At 68.6% G+C, this 18747-nt stretch carries 18 protein-coding genes and 1 tRNA gene; 3 read left to right on the top strand and 16 right to left on the bottom strand.

Annotation, left to right across the window (positions count from 1 at the left end):
- The first annotated feature begins 141 nt into the window (after window positions 1-141).
- The 3 genes from B7K23_RS04295 to B7K23_RS04285 are packed head-to-tail and all read left to right on the top strand — an operon-like array spanning window position 142 to window position 4126.
- Entirely contained in the window at window positions 142-945 is an 804-nt protein-coding gene (locus B7K23_RS04295; protein WP_084125155.1) for a site-specific integrase, read from the top strand.
- On the top strand, window positions 942-2069 hold the full coding sequence (locus B7K23_RS04290) for a tyrosine-type recombinase/integrase (protein WP_143338077.1): 1128 nt from the start codon (window positions 942-944) through the stop codon (window positions 2067-2069). Before B7K23_RS04295 ends, B7K23_RS04290 begins: the two co-directional genes overlap by 4 nt.
- Window positions 2066-4126, top strand: a complete 2061-nt coding sequence (locus B7K23_RS04285) for a hypothetical protein (RefSeq protein WP_143338076.1) — start codon at window positions 2066-2068, stop codon at window positions 4124-4126. Before B7K23_RS04290 ends, B7K23_RS04285 begins: the two co-directional genes overlap by 4 nt.
- A gap of 251 nt (window positions 4127-4377) precedes the next feature.
- Here the strand turns inward: B7K23_RS04285 and B7K23_RS04280 are convergent.
- The 16 genes from B7K23_RS04280 to csrA form a co-directional block, all read right to left on the bottom strand.
- Window positions 4378-4461 (bottom strand) — tRNA-Leu (locus tag B7K23_RS04280).
- 221 nt (window positions 4462-4682) lie between these two features.
- A complete protein-coding gene (locus B7K23_RS04275; protein ID WP_084125152.1) occupies window positions 4683-6278 on the bottom strand; it encodes a methyl-accepting chemotaxis protein in 1596 nt (531 codons plus the stop codon).
- A gap of 236 nt (window positions 6279-6514) precedes the next feature.
- Window positions 6515-8125, bottom strand: a complete 1611-nt coding sequence (locus tag B7K23_RS04270) for a methyl-accepting chemotaxis protein (protein ID WP_234996416.1) — start codon at window positions 8123-8125, stop codon at window positions 6515-6517.
- A 324-nt stretch (window positions 8126-8449) separates the two neighbouring features.
- A complete protein-coding gene (locus tag B7K23_RS04265) occupies window positions 8450-8944 on the bottom strand; it encodes a hypothetical protein (RefSeq protein ID WP_084125151.1) in 495 nt (164 codons plus the stop codon).
- Window positions 8941-9303 carry a response regulator gene (locus tag B7K23_RS04260; protein ID WP_084125150.1) on the bottom strand — a complete coding sequence of 121 codons (363 nt, stop codon included), beginning with the start codon at window positions 9301-9303 and terminating at the stop codon, window positions 8941-8943. The genes B7K23_RS04265 and B7K23_RS04260 overlap by 4 nt, the downstream gene beginning before the upstream one ends.
- A 30-nt stretch (window positions 9304-9333) precedes the next feature.
- Window positions 9334-9828, bottom strand: a complete 495-nt coding sequence (locus B7K23_RS04255; protein ID WP_084125149.1) for a chemotaxis protein CheX — start codon at window positions 9826-9828, stop codon at window positions 9334-9336.
- The gene (locus B7K23_RS04250; RefSeq protein WP_062204745.1) at window positions 9825-10208 is read right to left on the bottom strand and encodes a response regulator; all 384 of its coding nucleotides are present in this window, start codon (window positions 10206-10208) and stop codon (window positions 9825-9827) included. The genes B7K23_RS04255 and B7K23_RS04250 overlap by 4 nt, the downstream gene beginning before the upstream one ends.
- 5 nt (window positions 10209-10213) lie before the next feature.
- The gene (locus B7K23_RS04245) at window positions 10214-11020 is read right to left on the bottom strand and encodes a protein-glutamate O-methyltransferase CheR (RefSeq protein ID WP_084125148.1); all 807 of its coding nucleotides are present in this window, start codon (window positions 11018-11020) and stop codon (window positions 10214-10216) included.
- Window positions 11017-12105 (bottom strand): chemotaxis response regulator protein-glutamate methylesterase, encoded by a 1089-nt coding sequence (locus B7K23_RS04240; RefSeq protein WP_084125147.1) that lies wholly within the window; start codon window positions 12103-12105, stop codon window positions 11017-11019. Before B7K23_RS04240 ends, B7K23_RS04245 begins: the two co-directional genes overlap by 4 nt.
- A 149-nt stretch (window positions 12106-12254) precedes the next feature.
- On the bottom strand, window positions 12255-12674 hold the full coding sequence (locus tag B7K23_RS04235) for a chemotaxis protein CheW (protein WP_084125146.1): 420 nt from the start codon (window positions 12672-12674) through the stop codon (window positions 12255-12257).
- Window position 12675: 1 nt separating this feature from the next.
- The gene (locus B7K23_RS04230) at window positions 12676-15048 is read right to left on the bottom strand and encodes a chemotaxis protein CheW (protein WP_084125145.1); all 2373 of its coding nucleotides are present in this window, start codon (window positions 15046-15048) and stop codon (window positions 12676-12678) included.
- A 167-nt stretch (window positions 15049-15215) separates the two neighbouring features.
- On the bottom strand, window positions 15216-15671 hold the full coding sequence (locus B7K23_RS04225) for a hypothetical protein (protein WP_084125144.1): 456 nt from the start codon (window positions 15669-15671) through the stop codon (window positions 15216-15218).
- Window positions 15672-15842: 171 nt separating this feature from the next.
- On the bottom strand, window positions 15843-16112 hold the full coding sequence (locus tag B7K23_RS04220; RefSeq protein WP_143338075.1) for a hypothetical protein: 270 nt from the start codon (window positions 16110-16112) through the stop codon (window positions 15843-15845).
- 17 nt (window positions 16113-16129) lie between these two features.
- Complete coding sequence (locus tag B7K23_RS04215) at window positions 16130-18073, bottom strand: ferrous iron transporter B (protein WP_084125142.1); 1944 nt, start codon at window positions 18071-18073, stop codon at window positions 16130-16132.
- Complete coding sequence (locus B7K23_RS04210) at window positions 18070-18297, bottom strand: FeoA family protein (protein ID WP_084125141.1); 228 nt, start codon at window positions 18295-18297, stop codon at window positions 18070-18072. Before B7K23_RS04210 ends, B7K23_RS04215 begins: the two co-directional genes overlap by 4 nt.
- Window positions 18298-18387: 90 nt before the next feature.
- On the bottom strand, window positions 18388-18648 hold the full coding sequence (gene csrA, locus B7K23_RS04205) for a carbon storage regulator CsrA (protein ID WP_084125140.1): 261 nt from the start codon (window positions 18646-18648) through the stop codon (window positions 18388-18390).
- Window positions 18649-18747: the final 99 nt, after the last annotated feature.

Raw genomic sequence — 18747 nt, 5'->3', positions numbered from 1 at the left:
TCGGACGACCCGGCTGCGGTGGAGGCAGCAATCCGCGACTACACGCCGCGCTTGCACTCCCCACGGTGGCGGCGGGTGTCCACGTTCGTGCGCGCGGCAGTACGTGACTGCCACACGGGAAGCGTCCTTGACGCACGCGGCTTGCTGAAGACCCTCACCGCGTACGCGGACTGGTGCGTCCAGGAGCGCGGGTTGCGTCTAGACCGCAAGCAGGTCTTCACACTCGCCGTCATCGACGAGTTCGTCGCGCAGCCGCACCCTGGCCTGGCGCAGGCGACCGTGGGCAACTATCGGTCGCACCTCGTGCGTACGACGAAGCTCTTGAACCCCTCCGCGGCACCGTCAGAGCGTCCGCACGTGCCGCCGTCGGCAGGCAGCAAGCCCTACGGCAACACTGAGCTCAAGAAGCTGTGGACGTGGGCGCACGGCCTGCCGACGTTAGCGCTGCGGCAGGATGCCGAGTTCCTCCTCGCAGGCTGCTTGGGCGCGGGTCTCACCGGGCGCGAGGTGTGCGACGTGCGCCGGAGCGACATCATCATCGACGGCTCAGGCGTGCTCGTCCGCGTGAGCCAGCCACGCGTCCGCTTGGTACCCGTGCACAGCGAGCTGTCCCACGTGTTGATCGCAGCGCGCGCTCGCACCTCTGCAGACGACTTCGTGTTCCTACCCGGACGCGACAAGAGCGCCAAGAACACGGTGTCGAACTTCATCGCCCGGAACACGCCGACTGGGGAGCCAGTCTCGACGCAGCGTGCCCGGGCCACCTGGGTGGTCCGGCAACTCAACTCCGGAGTGCGCATCGACGTGCTGATGAAGGCGATGGGCCTGGGCGACTTCTCCGCGATCGCCCGCTACCTCCAGTACGTCGACCGCGTCGACACCTGCCTCTACCGCTCCCTACTCCACGGCGCGACACCGCCATTCAGCGAGAGGGCCGCGGCTTGACCGACACCCAGCACGTCGACACGACCGGCAAGGCCTGGAGTTCAAGGGCCGCGCTCCGTGGCTCGACACCCGCACAGCGACTCCATCTGCCCGGCGAAGCAATCGGCGCGACCCACCAGGGTCACTCTTCCACGCGACAGGTGGACGCGCGCGTGTTTCCCTTGAGTGGTGACGTATCCCACCACTCGAGGCGGAAGCGTCGCCTTTCTGACATGGACGAGATCATCAACTCCTATAGCCCTTCGCTCGCCCCGGAGCGTTGGGAGCCTATCGCCGCCTTCGTGCGCGAGGCCGTGCGCGACTGCGACGGCAGGACTCAGTACTCACCGCGCCAGCTTCTCGCGATGCTGTCGCAGTACGTCGACTGGTGCTACCGCGTGTGTGGCGTCGAGCTTGAGCGCGAACGGATCTTCCGCCCAGGGCTGATCGCCGAGTGGGCAGGGACGGCCGTCAAGGGCGTCGCGCGGGGGACGGTGGGGAACTACCGCACCCGTGGGCTGCGCATGCAGGAGGTGCTCAACCCGCGCGCATCGCGGCCGAGGATGGCAGCGATCCCACCGTCCAAGGGCGAGAAGCCCTATGACGCCTCGCAGGAGCACAAGATCTGGGCGTGGGCATACGCGCTTGCCAACCCGCGCAATCGCAGGGACGCCATGGTGCTCGTCGCCGGGTGCTTGGGAGCGGGCCTGACCGGACGCGAGGTATGCGACCTTCGCGCACGTGACGTCGTCGCCGACGACGAGGGCGTCGTGCTGAACGTCACTGGAGCCCGACCCCGTGAGGTGCCGGTGCTCGCCAGCGTCGAGCAGGTCTTCATCGACGCCCTCACCGGACTGGGATCGGACGACTTCGTCTTCCGCACGGGCCGCGCCGAGACCCACAAGAACACCGCGTCACGGTTCGTCGAACAGTACGCCCTGGCGCACACGCCGGTGTCGACGCAACGTCTGCGCGTGACATGGGTCGTGGGCAGGTTGCGCGCAGCGGTGCCCATCCAGGCGCTGATGAAGGCGATGGGTGTGACGGACTTTTCTTCGATCGAGAGAATCCTCAGGCACGTGCCGGAACTCGACACCTCGGAGTACAGGGCGCGCCTTCGCGCCGAGCACGGGGGCACGCGATGACCGCGGGCAAGACTCGCGCTCGGCGCGGGGGCCGGCGCACTGGTAGCGACGGTGGCGGGAACCGTGCCAAGGCATCCGAGCGCAGGGCCACCAGGGTTCGCGTCTCACGCAAGCTCAAGCGCATTCAAAGCGACGACCGCAACGACCTCAAGCCGCTGCACCTCGACAACATCGACATGGGCTTGTCCCACAACGACGTTGCAGCGCAGATTAGGGTCTGGCAGTTCGGCTCCGGAACCGCCACACCCGGACCGGGCAAGCCCGAAAGCCTCAGCCTCTATTCATTCCTGATTCTGTGGAGCGCCGTCACCGAGGACGGCTCCCCAGCTCCAATCCGTGACGTCGCACACGCGATGCGCTACCGCCTTACGCAGGAGTCTGCAGAGAAGCTCGGGATCACGGACGATGTCTACCTGCTCACCGATGGACGCACCTTCTGGGATGTCAAGAACACCGACGAGGAAGAGACGGTCACCTTCGAGGTCTCTCCCGACGCGCTCTACGGCCGCGCGCACTCCGCATACACGCGGCTCATGAAGCTCGTCGAGCCATACCCCCGCGTCGCAACCCAGCACGCGCGAGCCATCATGGATGTCGAGGCCGACGTGGAGGCGTTGGAGAGCAGCGGCTTCGCTGACAACATGAGGGCGCGGATGCTGTGGCTGATGAACGCGATTGTTCACGGCTCACTCTTCCGCTTCAACCGCGCTCAGCGTCGCGTCCTGCTGAGGCACTGGCGCGGATCGGTCGCTATCGACGGCACGAACGTCCCCGCCTACGCAGCCAAGTTCACGGGCGGAGTTCGCAAGGAGTTCCGCGGAATCAGGTCCAGGAAGCGCCACCACGCGGAGGCGATGGCTGGCTGGTACGTGAGGACCGGCGACCACGGTGGGCTAACGGACGATGGCACCGCACCCGTGTCCGACGCGGCGCTGAAGAAGGCGCTTTGGGCCTACGAAGCGACGATCGCGGTCACTGTCGATGACGCGAATGCCGATGATGCACAGCGAGTGCCGTGCCTCGTCTTCGGAATCTCGTTCGACGCCCCCGCATTCCGCATCGGCGAGAACTCGCTGACCGCCCTGGAAGCCCTCGCGAAGGTGGCCTCGAACCACGACATCTCGCCAGGAAGCGTCGTGGCCGACCGGGCCATCATGCCCAACGCGAAGCCTGAGAAGTTCAAGGAACCCGCCCGCAAGATGGGCTTCAAGTCCTGCCACGACTACACCGTGAATCAACTCGGCAAAATGGCTGGCCCCATTGGCACCATCATGGTCGAGGGTAGGCTTCGCTGCCCCGGCATGCCGGAAGCACAGATCGATGCAACCAAGAACTTCAGGGCACGCCAGGAAGCGGATGCTGAGGAGCCGATTCCCGAGGAACAATCAGACGACGCTGAGTCAGCCGAACCCGACGGCACCTACAGGCAGCAGCTCGACCGACGTGCGATGTTCAACATCAAGACGGACGGCCCGGCCAACCGGGATGGCGAGATTCGCATCTCGTGCCCCGCGACCGATCCTCACGGCAATGTGAGGTGTCCGCTGCGCGAACTCGTCGTCTCGAAGATCGAGAACCGCGCGCAGAAGGCGAAGTTCGAGGCCATCATGAACGATGGTCGGACCCGCGTCGACGTCGAGAATCCCCCAGACGAGGCCGTGGCCGGCGAGATCTGCCTGGCACACCAGGCCTCCCACAAGGTCAAGCTCGATGAAGTCACCGGCAAGTACCACCAGGACTACGAGTACAAGTCCCCGGAATGGCAGCGGATGTACGGCAAGCGTGAGCACGTCGAGACGTTCAACAAGGACGTCAAGGAAGACGGTCTCGACGACACGAAGCGCCGCCGTGGACGCGGCATGGCAAAGCAGGCCATCGCCACCGCCTTGTTCTTCGCGCTGACCAACGTCAAGCGCATCCGTGCCTATCTCAACGTCCACAGGATCGAGCACGGCCCGATTCCCACAGACCCCGGACCCACGCCACTCAAGCGCCGGTACAGCGATACAACCACGAGCGACGAGGATCTCGCACCACCGAACCAGGTCGCCGCGTAACGCGGCCGCCTCCGGAACCGAACAGCACAACTCGCCTCCGGCCCCACAGGGGTCGGAGGCGCAAGCATGCCCAGAACCTCCCCGAGAGGCCCTTCAAACCCCCTCAAAACCCAAGAAACAGCGAAGGCCGCCTGCGACTGATGTCGCAGGCGGCCTTCTTGCCGTCTTAGGAGCTCCGAAGAGCTTCCGCGGGCCTTGCCTGAGGCAATAGACCCACTAGAACTGGTTCATAAGCCGAACCAGCCTTCACGTGCGCGAGGGGGGAGTTGAACCCCCACGCCCTTTCGGGCACACGGACCTGAACCGTGCGCGTCTGCCTATTCCGCCACTCGCGCGTGCCGGGAAATGTTAGCACGGTTGGCAGGTGCGAAACGAACCGGTGTCAAGCGCGCCACACCGTCGAGCATGGAGACGATGCGGGGGCGGACAGTGCGCAAGGGCGCGGGCGGTCCCCGGTCCGGGAACGCCGAAGGCCCCGTGACGAGTCCGGACGCCACGGGACCTTCTTGGGGCGGGCCGTCGACCGCACGAGCGACCGACGACCACGAGTGGTGGATCAGTACGTGAAGTAGTCGACCTTCGCGCGCAGGTTGGCGGACAGTTCCGCCAGCTCGTTCACGCTCGCGCCGATCTGGTCCAGCACCTGGGCGGCATCCGCGGAGGCCTGCGCGACCGAGGAGATGTTGCCCGCGATATCGGCGCTGCCGGTCGCGGCCTCGGCCACACCGCGGCTCATCTCGCCCGTGGTCGCGGTCTGCTCCTCGACCGCCGACGCGATCGTCATCTGGAAGTCGTTGATCTGCTTGACGATCTCCGAGATCTCGTTGATCGCCTCGACAGCACCACCGGTGTCCTCCTGGATGGCAGCCACGCGACGCGCCACCTCCTCGGTCGCCTTGGCCGTCTCCTGCGCCAGGTCCTTGACCTCGCCCGCCACGACCGCGAAGCCCTTACCGGCCTCGCCGGCACGCGCAGCCTCGATCGTCGCGTTCAGCGCCAGCAGGTTCGTCTGCTCCGCGATCGTGGTGATCACCTTGATGACATTGCCGATCTCCTGCGAGGAGGCACCCAGCTTGCCGACCTGATCGTTCGCGGACTCCGCCACGGTCGTGGCGTTGGCCGCCACGCGCGCCGCCTCGTTGGCGTTGTGGCTGATCTCCTTGATCGACGCACCCATCTGCTCCGCACCGGAAGCGACGGTCTGCACATTGCGGTTGACCTCATCGGCAGCGTTCGCCACCACACCAGCCTGGGTCGAGGTCTCCTGCGAGCCCGCAGCCACCTGAGCGTTCGCCGCCGACAGCTCCTCCGCCGCAGCCGCGACAGTCTGCGCGGAGGAGATGACCTCCGCCATGGTGTCGCGCAGCGCCGCCTGGGCGGTGCGCACGTCGGTCGCCATGTCGCCGATCTCGTCGTTCGAGGAGACGTCGGGAGCCACGGTGAGGTCTCCAGTCGCGAGCGCCTTGAGTGACGCGCCCAGCTTCTCCGTCGCGACTCGGAGGCGACGCGAGATGACCACACCCGAGGCCATGCCGACGAGCGCGCCGACGCCCAGCACGATCCAGGTCACCAGCTGCGCGCGAGCCGCCGCGGCCTCGGACGCGACGAACTCCTCCTCGCCGTGCGCGTTGACCTCCTCCGTGATCGAGGCGACGAGCTCGACGACGGCGGTGCCGGCGGCAACCTTGTCCTCCGTCTCGTACTGCGGCGCAGTCGAGTCCCACGCGGACAGGATCATCGTCGTGTAGGTCTCCCAGAGCTCGGGAAGCTCAGCAGCCGCGGCGGGCGGCTCACCGTAGGTCTCCTCGTACTCGACGGCGAAGGTATCGAAGGCGACGAGGAAGGCCTCGTAGGTCTCCTCGAGCTGGGGCACGGCCGTGGCGGGGTCGGTCACTCCGGTGGCTTCGAGGCGCAGCGCGGCGGACCGCGCGGACCACAGCGTGTCCTGCAGCTCCAGGATGTCCGCGTTCATCGCCTCCTGCTCGAGCAGCAGTTCAAGGTCCGTCGAGCGGACGCTCTGCAGCGTGCCGTAGGACACGAAGCCGACGGTGACGAGAGCGGCAAGGAGCACACCGCCGACGACGGCGATCTGTGCGCCGATCGGGAAGCGGAGGCCGCCGAGACTTCGACGCGATGCGGTGTTCTCTTCCATGGGTCTTCCTTGTGTTCGCAGGATGAATCGTCGGGTGGGGGACCTGGCCACCCCATCGGCCCTGATGGTCGGCTGTTGAGAAGACCGCGTCGGGACGACGCGGGAGGCCGCGCGCAGACACAGCAGGGCTCGCAGGCCGCGAAGGCGTCGAACCATTCCGCATGCGCGCGGTGAAGGCCCCGGGGCGAGTCCGCGCCCCGGGGCCTTCACCCTGCTCAAGCGGCAGGCTTGCGGCGTCAGTAGGTGAAGAACTCGACCTTGGCGCGCAGGTTCGCGGAGAGCTCCGCGAGCTCGTTCACCGAGGCTCCGATCTGATCCAGCACCTCCGCCGAGTCGGCGCTCGTCTGTGCCACTGCGGTGACGTTCGACGCGATGCCAGCGGAACCGGTCGCCGCCTCGTTCACGCCTCGCGACATCTCGCTGGTGGTCGCGGTCTGCTCCTCGACCGCCGAGGCGATCGTCATCTGGAAGTCCGAGATCTGCTTGACGATGTCCGAGATCTCCGCGATCGCATCGACCGCGCCGCCGGTGTCCTCCTGGATGGCCTGGACACGGCGGGCCACCTCCTCGGTCGCCTTGGCGGTCTCCTGCGCCAGATCCTTGACCTCGGAGGCCACGACGGCGAAGCCCTTGCCCGCCTCGCCCGCGCGAGCGGCCTCGATCGTCGCGTTGAGGGCGAGCAGGTTGGTCTGCTCGGCGATGCCGGTGATGACCTTGATGACGTTGCCGATCTCCTGGCTCGAGACGCCGAGCTTGCCGACCTGATCGTTCGCCGCATCCGCGACGCTCGTCGCGTTGGTCGCGATGCGCGCCGCCTCGTTGGCGTTGTGCGAGATCTCCTTGATCGACGCGCCCATCTCCTCCGCGCCGGCGGACACCGCCTGCACCGACCGGTTCACCTCCTCGGCCGCGGTCGCGACGGCGCCCGCCTGGACGCTGGCCTCCTGCGAGCCGGCGGCGACCTGCGCATTCGCGGCGGACAGCTCCTCCGCGGCGGACGCGACTGTCTGCGCCGACCGGATGACCTCGGCCATCGTCTCGCGCAGCGCAGTCTGGGCGGACGCGAGAGCGCGGGCCATGTCGCCGATCTCGTCATTGGTGGTGACGACCGCTGCGGCCGTGAGGTCGCCCTCGGCGAGAGCCTCGAGCGAGCGCTCGACCTTGCCGACCCCGCCGCTGATGCGGCGAGCAAGGATGATGCCGACGACGATGGCGACGAGGATGCCGCCGAGCTGCGTGGCGATCATGACGACCTCGGTGGCGGTGGCCTTATCGTCCACAGCGGCCTCCTCGGCCGCGACGGTGGCGTCGACCTCGTCCACGAGCTCGTCGATGTTCTCGCGGATGACGTCCATCTGCGCCTCGAGCTCCGAGTCGTCGCCCTCAGCCACCGCAGTGGAGGCCGGGTTGAAGATCGCATCGGCCGTCTCCTGGAAGGTGGCCCAGTCGGCGACCTTGCGGGCGAGGTCCCCGACGGCGACGCCGAACTCCTCCTCGTAGTAGGTGACGAAGGTGCCGATGGCCGCGTCGAAGTCCTGGAAGGTCACCTCCTGCTGCGCCCACGCGGCCTCGAGCGCTGCGGCGTCACCCGACTCGGCGGCGGAGTCGACGCGAAGGTGCTGCTTCACGACCTCCGACCACGTGACCTCCATGTCCATGACGTACTCGTCCGCCTGCTGGCTGCTCTCGATGAGCGCATGGCTCGCGCTCTTGAGCGCGATCAACTGGCTGACGCCCGCGACGCCGACGGCGATGAGCGCCGCGAGCACGACGCCGAAGGCCGAGAAGATTTGGGCCGAAAGCGTGAAACGACGCCGGGCCCGACGGTTTTGCCTGAATATTGCCATCTCACTGCTTTCTCTGTCATTTCTCCGTCGCAATACGGAGCGATACCCACCTCATCGGGCAGGTTCATGGAATTGTGAGAGGCGGTAAACGCTGCTCTTGCAGGAATGATGCAATAATCTGGTCCACCTTTCATCGATATTTTGCGAGACGCTGATCACTTATTCAGCATGATGCAAAATGTCGAAAGTCGCCGAAGTATGGTCCGGGCACGACGAAGCCCGCGGGCCGCGCAACCTGGCGAGGGTGCAGCGGGCCCGCGGGCCTGTATGTGCCGGGCGCGGCGCAGAAAGGGAGGGTTGCCGCGCCCGGCGAGGGGGTGACGCCTAGAACGCGACGACGATCGAGATCCGTCCGTCGCCGTAGCCCTGGATGCTCAGCGTGCCGTCGAGGCGCGCACCCTCCTGGAGGGCGAGCGAGTTGACGTCGCCGGGGAGGGTCTCTCGCGGCGCGTAGGTGTCCTTGAGCTTGAGGTGCACCGTGTCCTTCTTGTTGAACAGCGAGGCTGCCACGTTGAGGATCTCCGACATGTTGTCGAACTGCGGCGGCGTGACGAGGCCGCTCGACACCGCCTGCTCGGCGCCGTTCTGCGGCATCAGCGCGATCGCCGAGCCGCCGCGGGCGATGAGCGGGACGTCCGCGAGCGCGATTGCCAGCACGTTGCCGAAGTCGTCCACGTACGTGGCGCACGCGGCGCCATCGAGCGGGTCGACCTTCTTGCCGTCGGACCACTCCACGCCGCGGCCCAGCATGCCCTCGAAGAGCTCCCTCACCTCGAACGCCGTGGGCACCGGCGTGGGCTGGAGGTCGACGGCGGTCATGCGAGCAGGGGGTCGATCGTGTCGCGGAACGTGTCCGCGGTGAACGGCTTGGCGATGAGGAACAGCGCGCCGGCCTGGTCGGCCGTCTCACGCATCTGGTCCGAGCCCTCCGAGGTGACGAACGCGAACGGCGTCTCGTCACCCGCGGCGCGCAGGTTGCGCAGCAGCTCGATCCCGGTCATCTCGGGCATGTTCCAGTCGGACAGCACGAAGTCGGGCTGGCTGGCCTGGATCTTCGTGAGAGCATCGGCGCCGTTCTCGGCCTCCTCGATCTCCCACCAGTCGTAACCCGCCTGGCGGAGCGTGCGGATCACGATCTGCCGCATGACGCGGCTGTCATCGGCGACGACAACCTTCATGTCGGCCACCTCTCTTTCTCTTCAGTCGGGTTAGGACTCGGTTGCGGTTTCTTTGTCGAACACCCAGAGGCTCACGCACACGAGCGAGCCCTTCCAGGTGACGCAGGCATCGACCACGGGCTCCAGGCCGCCCATCTCCGGCATGCCGCCGGAGACCATCGGCATGGTGAGGGCGCCGGGGTGCGTGACGAGCGACTTGACGTTGCCGCCGACCACGTTCACCAGCTCTCCCACCGCATCGTCGAAATCGGTGTCGGGCACGTCGTCCGTGTCCTCGAGGTCGAACAGCACGCGGGCCAGGTCGTCCCCGGTCTCGCGTCCCATCGAGATCAGCACACGGGCGTCCTGGTCTCCTCCGAGGACGTCGACCCACGTGTAGGTCGGGTGGAGGATCGCGGGCCGCTCGCCGTACCACCGGATCAGGTGGCCCGGCTCGCCGTCGATCATCGTCGCGAAGAGGTCCTCCGCGATCGTGAAGACGGGGTCCGGGTCGGCGAGGACCTCCCACATGGTCGTGACGGTCATAGCGTCTCCTTCGCCTCGACGAGCCCCAGGAACTGGAGCTTGTCGACGATCACATCGGGGGTGAACGGCTTGATGACGTACTCGTGGGCGCCGGCGGCGAGGGCGCGCACGATCTGGTTCTGCTCGCCCTCCGTCGTGACCATCATCAGCGTGATGTCGCGCCACTCGTCGCGCTTGCGCGCCTCGACCACGAACTCGAATCCGGTCATCACCGGCATGTTCCAGTCGATGCAGCACAGCTGCACGTCGTCGTTCTCCTCGAGGCGCGCGAGCGCCTCCTTGCCGTCCCCGGCCTCGACCACGTCGAAGCCGACGCCGGTGAGGATTCCTCCGACGATCCGGCGCATGACGCGCGAGTCATCGATGACAAGTGCCTTCATGTCGTCTATTTCCCTTCGCGAGGCCTGTATACGGAGGCGCCACCCACGTGGACGCGTTCCCAGGAGTCGTCGATTCCAATGGTGGTCTCGGCGGCGCCGAGGAACAGGTACCCGCCGGGGGCCAGGGATCGCCTGACCTTGGAGAGCACCTCGCGCTTCGTCGCGACGTCGAAGTAGATGAGGACGTTGCGAATGAACACGATGTCGAACGGTCCGCCCATGGGCGGCTGGTCCAGCAGGTTGTGCTTGCGGAACGTGATCTGATCACGCAGCGCGGGGCTGATCTCGAAGGTCGCGCCCTTGCGCACGAAATGCTTCACGAGGACCGGGGCGGGAAGCCCGCGGTTGACCTCGAGCTGGCTGTACGCGCCGAGGCGAGCCTTGGCGAGCACCTCCTCGGACAGGTCGGTCGCGGTGACCGAGAGCCCCAGGTCCGAGTGGTGGTCCTTGACCGTCATCGCGATCGAGTACGGCTCCTGGCCGGACGAGCACGCGGCGGACCACACCTTGAGGTGCCGCTTGCCCTGGTTCCGGAGCTCGGGGATCACGTGCTGGCGCAGCATGTTGAACGGGCTGATGTCGCGGAACCACGAGGTCTCGTTGGTGGTGAGCGCCTCGACGACCGCGTCGTGCAGCCCGGTGTTCGCGCGGAGCGTGCGCACATAGGCGTCCACGTTGGGCGCGCCGGCGGAGCGTGCGAGCGGAGCCAGGCGGCTCTCCACCAGATACTCCTTGCCCTTCTCGAGCTGGATCGCGGCGCGCTGGCGCACCAGCGTCGCGACGAAGTCGAATGCCTCGGGTGCGATAGTCATCGCGCCACCCCCACTCTTCCTGCGCCCCTCGGGGCGGTTCCTGTCGGGGTGGTCCGTCCGGCGAACACGGCCGCGATCGCGGGCGCGATCTCCGTGATCGGAAGGATCTGATGCGCAAGGCCCGCCGTGGCGGCGGCGCCGGGCATCCCCCAGACCACCGAGGTGGCCTCGTCCTGAACGATCACGCGACCTCCGGCGTCCTTGATCTTGCGGGCTCCCTCGCGGCCGTCGGCACCCATGCCCGTGAGGATCACGGCGAGCAGGTCGCCTCCCCACACGCGCACGGCGGAGTCGAACATCACGTCGACCGCGGGGCGGCAGAAGTTCACCTGCGGGCCCTGGTGGACGGTGGCCTTCACGAGCGCGCCCTGGCTCCGCGCCTCGAGGTGGAAGTCTCCGGGTGCGACGTAGATGCGGCCCGGGTCCAGGCGGTCGCCCTCCTTGGCCTCGACCACGTGGGACGGGCCGAGCCGGTCGAGCCGGTTGGCGAGCTGGGCGGTGAAGACGGGGGGCATGTGCTGCGTCACGAGCACGGGTACGGGCAGCGCGGCTGGCAGCGCACCGATGACCTTCGACAGCGCCTCGGGGCCTCCCGTGGAGGAGCCGATGACGACGGCGCGAGGCCGACGCAGCGGTCCCTGGGCCTCAGCGACCCGGGCCGGGGCGCTGAGCCGCGGACGGCCGACGAGTGCCTTGATCTTCGGCAGCAGCTGCTGCTTGATGACGCCGACGGCCTCGGTCGGGTCGGCGACGCGGGTGGGCTTGGTGACGTAGTCCGTGGCGCCCGCGGCGAGCGCATCCAGGGTGGCGGACGCGCCGTGCGACGTGAGCGTCGAGAACATGATGATCGGGGTGCGCACGTTGCGACGACGCAGCTCCGTCACGGTCTCGATGCCGTTCATGATGGGCATCTCGATGTCCATCGTGATGAGGTCCGGCTTGAGGGACGCGACCTTGGTCAGGGCGATCTGGCCGTTCTGCGCGACGCCGACGATCTCGATCGACGGGTCGGCGGCGAGCGCTTCGGTGACGATGCGGCGCACCACGACGGAGTCGTCGACGACGAGGACCTTGATGGTGGCCATCAGCGACCGCCCATCCGGGGGCCCAGGCGTTCGCGGGGAACGCCTCCGCTCTGCGTTGACATCGTGTCTCCTGTACCGGCGCGTCATGCGCCAGGGTGGTGCCGGGCCCTCGCGGGTCCGACGTGGGGAACTGGGAAGTGAGTGGTCGATCAGACCTGCGCGGCGAGGTCGACGTCGAGGGAGAGCAGCAGCTCGTCCTCCATCGAGTACACGCCGGTGACGAGCTCCTGGAGCGACTCCTCCAGGGTGGGCGGCGGCGGGCCGAACGTGTCGGGGTCGAGCTCGAGCACGTCGCCGACCGCGTCGACGAGGAGCGAGATGGGCTCGCCGTCGATGTTGACGACCATCATCATCGGCTCGTCGTCGGGGCCGTAGGGCTCGCGGCCGAGACGGGCTCGGAGGTCGACCATGAGGACCACCTGGCCGCGGAGGTTCACCAGGCCGGCGACCGTGCGGGGCGCGTGAGGCACCGGGGTGTGGGCCTGGATCTTGAGGGCCTCCTGGACCCTGGCGACGTCGACGCCGTAGAGGCGGTCGTCGAGCTTGAACGTGGCGAGCTGGTGCAGCATGTCAGGCTCCCTTACCGGCGCCGATGAGCTCGGCGACCTGAGACTCGTTGAAGACGGTGTCGTCCACCTCGTAGAAGGAGGCGTCCGCGGCGGTGACCGCGGCCTCGAGGTCAAGCAGCTCGGTGACCTTGTCCTTGACCACGATCGAGCCGAGCAGACCGTAGCCCGACACCTCGGAGCGCTCCTCGGCGCTCGAGTCGACGATGTCGACCACCTCGTTGGCGATGAGCGCCACCGTCCGGTCGCCGCGCGTGCAGACCACGAAGGCCAGCTCCTCGCGGAAGGCCGCGCCGGCGCCGAGCATCTGCGCCAGGTCGACCACGGGGGTGATGCGGTCCCGGTACTGCATGACGCTCGCGCCTCCGACGGTCTCGAGGACCGTCGCGGGCAGGCGCTCGAGGCGGGTGACCGCGCCGAGCGGCATCGCGAGCTGGCGCCCGTCGCCGACGGAGACCACGAGCATCTGCTCGGTATCGCCGCGGCCCGCGGTCTCGTCGTGACCCTCGATCTGGGTCTCGGTGAGCTCGAGCGCCCGGCGTGCGACCGCGGGGATGTCGAGGATCAGCGTGACCGATCCGTCTCCCAGCAGCGTCGCGCCGGCGTAGAGGCCGATGGTCTTGATCGCCGCGGCGATCGGCTTGGCGACGATCTCCTCGGTGTTGCGGACCTTGTCCACGAGGAGGCCGAAGCGGCCCCCGTCGGCCTGGAGCACCGCGATGACAGCACCCTCGAGCGACTCGCGCTTCTCTCGGCCCAGCACGTCGCGCAGGTCCACGAGCGGCAGCAGGTGTCCGCGCAGGCGGTAGACCGGCGCGTCGCCCACGTGGTCGATGCCGGTGAGCTTGTCGTCGATCGCGAGCAGCTCGAGCAGGTTGACCTGCGGGATCGCGAAGGTCTCCGAGGCCGACTCGACGGTCAGTGCGGGCATGATCGCGAGCGTCAGCGGGATGCGCAGGCGCCACGTGGTGCCGGTGCCCGGGGTCGACTGGACGTCGACGACGCCGCCGATCCCGTCGATCTTGGTCTTCACGACGTCCATGCCGACGCCGCGTCCGGACACGTTGGTGACCTTCTCCGCCGTCGAGAAGCCGGGCAGGAAGAGCAGCTGCAGGATGTCCTGCGGGCTCATCGCCTCGATCTGCGCCGCGGTCTTGAGGTTCTTCTCGACCGCCTTGGACGCGATGACCTCCGGGTCGATGCCCTTGCCGTCGTCCGTGATCTCGATGACGACCTGACCACCCTGGTGGTAGGCCTTCAGCGTGAGGACGCCCTGCTCGGGCTTGCCGACCTTGGTGCGGGTCTCGGGGGTCTCGATGCCGTGGTCGATCGCGTTGCGGATCAGGTGGGTCAGCGGGTCCTTGATCGCCTCCAGGACGCCGCGGTCGAGCTCCGTGTCCTTGCCGACCATGTCGAGGCGCACCTTGCGGCCCAGGGCCGACGAGATGTCGCGCACCATGCGGGGAACCTTGTTCCACACGTGGTCGATCGGCTGCATGCGGGTCTTCATGACGCCCTGCTGCAGCTCGGTCGCGATGAGCGACAGTCGCTGCGAGGCGCGGACCAGGACCGGGTCGTCCATGTCGGCGGCCAGGTTGGTCATCGCGTTGCGGGCGAGGACCAGCTCGCCGACGTGACGCATGAGCGCGTCGAGCACGTCCACGTCCACGCGGATCGACTGCTCGGCGGCCGAGCGAACGGCGGTCTCCTCGACCTTGCCTGGCTTGCTCTCGGCGGGAGCGGCTGCGGTGGCGGGGGCCGGGGCCGGGGCGTCCGCGGGACGCTTGCCGATCTTCGGCTTGATGGTCTTCGTGGACTCGGCGGCGGGCTCGGCGGCGGCCTCCTCGGCGGGAAGCTCCTCGTCGTCCTCGTCGTCCTCGTCGCTCACGTGCAGCGCACCCATGGCCTCGGACAGCGCCTCCTCCGCATCGGCGGGGGCTTCGTCCTCTGCGTCCGCCTTGGGCGCGGGCGTGGCGCCGGCGCCGCCGGTCGGGTCGTCGAGGACCGCCTGCAGCTCGGCGACCACCGGCGCGGTGTCGATCGTGCCCTCGGTGCCGGTGGACTCGATCGAGCCGAGCAGGTCGCGCACCGCGTCGACCATCTTGAGCAGCACGTCCGCGGTGAGCTGGGTCATCTCGCGCTTGCCGTCACGCAGCTCGGCAAGGAGGTTCTCGCCGACGTGGGTGAGGGACTCGAGGTTGCTGAAGGCCAGGAAGCCCGAGGTCCCCTTGATCGTGTGGATGGTGCGGAACACCGAGCTCAGCAGAGCGCGCGAGCCCGCGTCGCTCTCCAGAGCGACAAGGTCCTGGTCCAGCTGGTCGAGGTTCTCGTAGCTCTCGACCACGAACTCCCGGACGATCTCATCCATCGCGTCCATCGATACGCTCCTGTCACGTTCCTGGCGGCTATCTGCCGTGTCACGCGACTCATCGGCCGGGGGCACGCGATGGTGAGCAGTCGTGTCAGGACGGGTCCGTCACACGGACGATGCGGGTCGTGCGTCGGGCGTCCGGGAGCGGTCCGGGCCGGACCACGGTCGGGCCCCTACGGCTCCGTTCGGCCAAGGAGGCGGGACCAGGCGCGGCGCAGCGGGCCGACGCGAGGTTCCTCCTCCGGAGACTCCGACCAGTCGGGATCGGGCTCGGCCTCGGGGTCCTCGATCGAGCACCCGGTGCTGTCCCAGTAGAAGCACTCGAGCTCCTCCATGAGCAGGAAGCCGTCCTCCCCGCCGGGTCCATCGAAGCTCTCAGGGGCAGCCAACGCGGACTCGAAGACCTGCCTGCCGCTCAGCACCACCTCGAAGGCCTCTCCGAGCATGCCGTCGCTCAGGCACGAGCCCTGTGCCGCGATGTACTCCTCCGCGCGGGCGCGCATCCAGGTCCACCACGCGAGTACCGCTTCGGCACCGTCGGCCACCACCGCGGCGGCGATCGCCTCCCCGTCGAGGCCGAGGTCCTCCCTCAGGCGATCGATGTGGGCCCACCGCGCCACGTCGTCCATGTGGTCTCCCCAGCTCTGCGGGCGCGTCGCGCCCGGAACAGCGGAACTGGCGCCACGCCAACCGCCGCCCCGTAGCCGCCCTGAGGGCAACGTCCCGCTCGTGGGCTGAGGCATTTCTAGCACCCCGAAGCATCGCGCGGGAAGGGGTTCCTGCAGCGTGCGGCGATGCGGTCAGCGCGCGATCGGGCAGCCCGCGCACGCGACCTTCGCGCCGGGCGTGCAGCCGGTGCCGCAGGCCGTGCCCGTGTCGACCACGAGCCCGAGCCGCTGCGCCTCCTCCGCGACGGCCTGCGCGACGTCCGGGTTGATGCCGAGCTCGCGCGCGGCGGCCGCGGGCGTGAAGCCGCGACCCATGAGGGCGACCACGGATCCGAAGACCGACCCCACCTCCCCGCGCGCGCCGGACCGCCGCGTCGTCCCTGTCCCGGGCGACGGTCGCATCGTCCTCCTGAAGGGGCTCACAGTCGGCTCCCGATCTGGAACACCAGGGTGCCCAGGAGATAGGCGCCCGCGAAGGACGTCGCGGCGGCGCCCGTGGTCCACCTCCACCCGTAGAGGCGGCGCTGCTCGGCGAGGGTCGCGAGGCACGGGATGTAGGCGAGGATGAAGATCATCAGGGCGAGCGACGCGGCGACCGGGTGACCGCCGGAGGTCTCCGTGACGGTCTCGCGGACCTCGTCGCGCAGCGCGGCCACCCCGGAGTCGGTGCCGTCGTCCACGGCGTAGGCCTGGGCGAGCGCGCCGACGACGGCCTCCTTGGCCGCGACGCCCGTGACGAGCGACGCCGCGATGCGCCAGTCGTCGAGGCCCATCGGGGCGAGCGCGGGGGCGACGCCCTCGGACACCACGCCGTACACCGAGTCCTCGACGGGCACGTCGGCCAGGTCGTGGCCGCCGCGGACCGGGATCGCCTGGAGCGCCCAGAGCGCGATCACGGCGAGGAGGATGACAGAGCCCGCCTTGCGGATGAACGACACGACGCGGGTCCACACCGACCGGCCGAGCGTCTTGAGGTGCGGCCACTGGTAGTCGGGCAGGGCGATCACGAGCGACTGCGGGATGAGGTCGCGCATGACGGTGCCGCGCGCGAGCAGGCCACCGACCACCACGAGCACGACCGACATCACGTACATGCCGAACACGACCGTGCCGGCATGAGAGGGGAAGAATGTCTGCGCGAGCACCAGGTAGACGGCCAGGCGTGCGGTGCACGACGTCAGCGGCACGAGCATCCCGGCGAGCAGTCGCTGCCGGGCGTGCGGGAGGACCGACGTCGCCGACAGCGCGGGGACGTTGCAGCCGAAGCCGACGATGAGCGGCAGCATCGCGCGGCCGTCGAGGCCGATGCTGCGCAGCGCCTTGTCGGCGACCACGGCCACGCGGGCGAGGTAGCCCGACGCCTCGAGCGCGCTGATCGCGGCGAACATGAGCGCCATGAGGGGGATGAAGGAGACGACGGCGCTGATTCCCGCGAGCACTCCCCCCTCGACGAATGACTCGAGCCACGCGGGTGCGCGGACCGCCTCGAGCAGCGCGTGCGCCCCGGTCGTCACAGGACCGTCGACGAAGCCGGCCATCGCGTCCATGAGCGGCGTCGCGGCGACCGTGGTGAGCTGGAAGACGGCCCACACCACGAGAGCGAAGGCCGGGATGCCCGCCCACGGGTTGAGGAGGACCCTGTCGAGCGTGTCGGAGAAGGTGGGCTTCGCATCGTCCGGGGGGAGGACAGCGTCGACGACGGTCTCGACCCAGTCGAAGAGCACCTGCGCGCGCTCGAGCTCGGAGGTGAGCTCGCCGTCGTCCGCGGCCGTGCACGGGAGGCCCTGGACCCGCTGCGGCCTGGCGAGCGAGCGCGAGACCGCGTGCGCGAGGCCGTCGACCCCCTCCCCAGTGCGGCCGTTCACCGCGACGACGGGAACGCCGAGCGTGCGCCCGAGCGCCGCGATGTCGGGGCTCAGGCCGCGCGAGGCCGCAAGATCGTTCATCGTCACGGCGACCACGACGGGGACGTCGGTGAGGGCGATCTGGGCGAGCAGGTAGAGCGAGCGGCTGAGCGCCGTCGCATCGAGGACGACGACGTTGAGCTCGCCCCCGCCCGCCGTCACGGCGTCCGCAGCGACCTGCTCGTCGGGCGAGCGCGCGACCAGCGAGTAGGTGCCCGGGAGGTCGACGAGCTCGACGACCGTCGTTCCGCAGCGCCACGCTCCCTCCGTGAGGGTGACCGTCGTGCCGGGCGCGTTGACGACGTGCTGTCGGGAGCCGGTGAGGGTGTTGAAGAGGGTCGACTTCCCGACGTTGGGGTTGCCGACGAGCATCACGTGGGGCTTGGCGGCCGCCGTGGCCGTCGCCGCTGCGCCGGTGCTCTTGACCGGACCTCCGGGAGCGCAGTGGTCGGCGCTCATGCCTCGGCCGCCTTGACCTCGATGCTGCGCGCGGTCGCGAGGTCGATCGCGATGCGTGCCGCGCCGATGCTCACGATCCGCGCTCCCGCGGCGGCGATGCCGACCACGCCGACGAGCGTGCCCCTGCGCAGGCCCATCTCGCGCAGGCGCAGGGCCGTGTCGGCCTCCGCGTTCACGGCACGGATGTGCGCGCGGGCGCCCCGGGGAAGGTCGGCGAGTGTCACGAACTCAGGGTAAGTCCGGCGGTGAGGTTCGCCTCACCAACTTTGGTCCCGCTTTCCGCAACGCGAAGCGTGCGTAATTGCGGAGCGGGGTCAGGCCGGCTTGTCGCCCTTCGCGGCGCTCGGCTTGGGCGGGGCGATCGACTTGAGCGCCTCGATCGCGCTGTCGTCCATGGCCGCGGCCTCGGCATTCTGCCTCTCCACAGCCTCGAGGATCTCGGCGCGCGTCACCTTGACGGAACGGGGCGCGTCGATGCCGATGCGCACACCGTCGGAACGGACATCGATGATCGACACGACGATGTCGTTCCCGATGACCAGGCGCTCTCCGACGCGACGAGACAGGACCAGCATGCGACGAGCCTAACGGGTGCACGGCCCCACGGGGTCAGGACGGCCGCGGGTTTTGCGGGATACGTACCGACGAGGCGCGCGATCGGCATCGTCGAGGCT

Source organism: Demequina sp. NBRC 110054 (assembly GCF_002090115.1).
Classification (GTDB): Bacteria; Actinomycetota; Actinomycetes; order Actinomycetales; family Demequinaceae; genus Demequina.
The sequence above is the reverse complement of the archived record's forward strand: the minus strand, read 5'-3'. Positions and strand labels throughout refer to the sequence as shown.

What these genes read in the sequence shown, in the direction of transcription:
- B7K23_RS04285 (WP_143338076.1), top strand. Translation starts at nt 2,066, where the DNA reads ATGACCGCGGGCAAGACTCGCGCTCGGCGCGGGGGCCGGCGCACTGGT.
- B7K23_RS04275 (WP_084125152.1), bottom strand. Translation starts at nt 6,278, where the DNA reads ATGGAAGAGAACACCGCATCGCGTCGAAGTCTCGGCGGCCTCCGCTTC.
- B7K23_RS04270 (WP_234996416.1), bottom strand. Translation starts at nt 8,125, where the DNA reads ATGGCAATATTCAGGCAAAACCGTCGGGCCCGGCGTCGTTTCACGCTT.
- B7K23_RS04265 (WP_084125151.1), bottom strand. Translation starts at nt 8,944, where the DNA reads ATGACCGCCGTCGACCTCCAGCCCACGCCGGTGCCCACGGCGTTCGAG.
- B7K23_RS04260 (WP_084125150.1), bottom strand. Translation starts at nt 9,303, where the DNA reads ATGAAGGTTGTCGTCGCCGATGACAGCCGCGTCATGCGGCAGATCGTG.
- B7K23_RS04255 (WP_084125149.1), bottom strand. Translation starts at nt 9,828, where the DNA reads ATGACCGTCACGACCATGTGGGAGGTCCTCGCCGACCCGGACCCCGTC.
- B7K23_RS04250 (WP_062204745.1), bottom strand. Translation starts at nt 10,208, where the DNA reads ATGAAGGCACTTGTCATCGATGACTCGCGCGTCATGCGCCGGATCGTC.
- B7K23_RS04245 (WP_084125148.1), bottom strand. Translation starts at nt 11,020, where the DNA reads ATGACTATCGCACCCGAGGCATTCGACTTCGTCGCGACGCTGGTGCGC.
- B7K23_RS04240 (WP_084125147.1), bottom strand. Translation starts at nt 12,105, where the DNA reads ATGGCCACCATCAAGGTCCTCGTCGTCGACGACTCCGTCGTGGTGCGC.
- B7K23_RS04235 (WP_084125146.1), bottom strand. Translation starts at nt 12,674, where the DNA reads ATGCTGCACCAGCTCGCCACGTTCAAGCTCGACGACCGCCTCTACGGC.
- B7K23_RS04230 (WP_084125145.1), bottom strand. Translation starts at nt 15,048, where the DNA reads ATGGACGCGATGGATGAGATCGTCCGGGAGTTCGTGGTCGAGAGCTAC.
- B7K23_RS04225 (WP_084125144.1), bottom strand. Translation starts at nt 15,671, where the DNA reads ATGGACGACGTGGCGCGGTGGGCCCACATCGATCGCCTGAGGGAGGAC.
- B7K23_RS04220 (WP_143338075.1), bottom strand. Translation starts at nt 16,112, where the DNA reads ATGCGACCGTCGCCCGGGACAGGGACGACGCGGCGGTCCGGCGCGCGC.
- B7K23_RS04215 (WP_084125142.1), bottom strand. Translation starts at nt 18,073, where the DNA reads ATGAGCGCCGACCACTGCGCTCCCGGAGGTCCGGTCAAGAGCACCGGC.
- csrA (WP_084125140.1), bottom strand. Translation starts at nt 18,648, where the DNA reads ATGCTGGTCCTGTCTCGTCGCGTCGGAGAGCGCCTGGTCATCGGGAAC.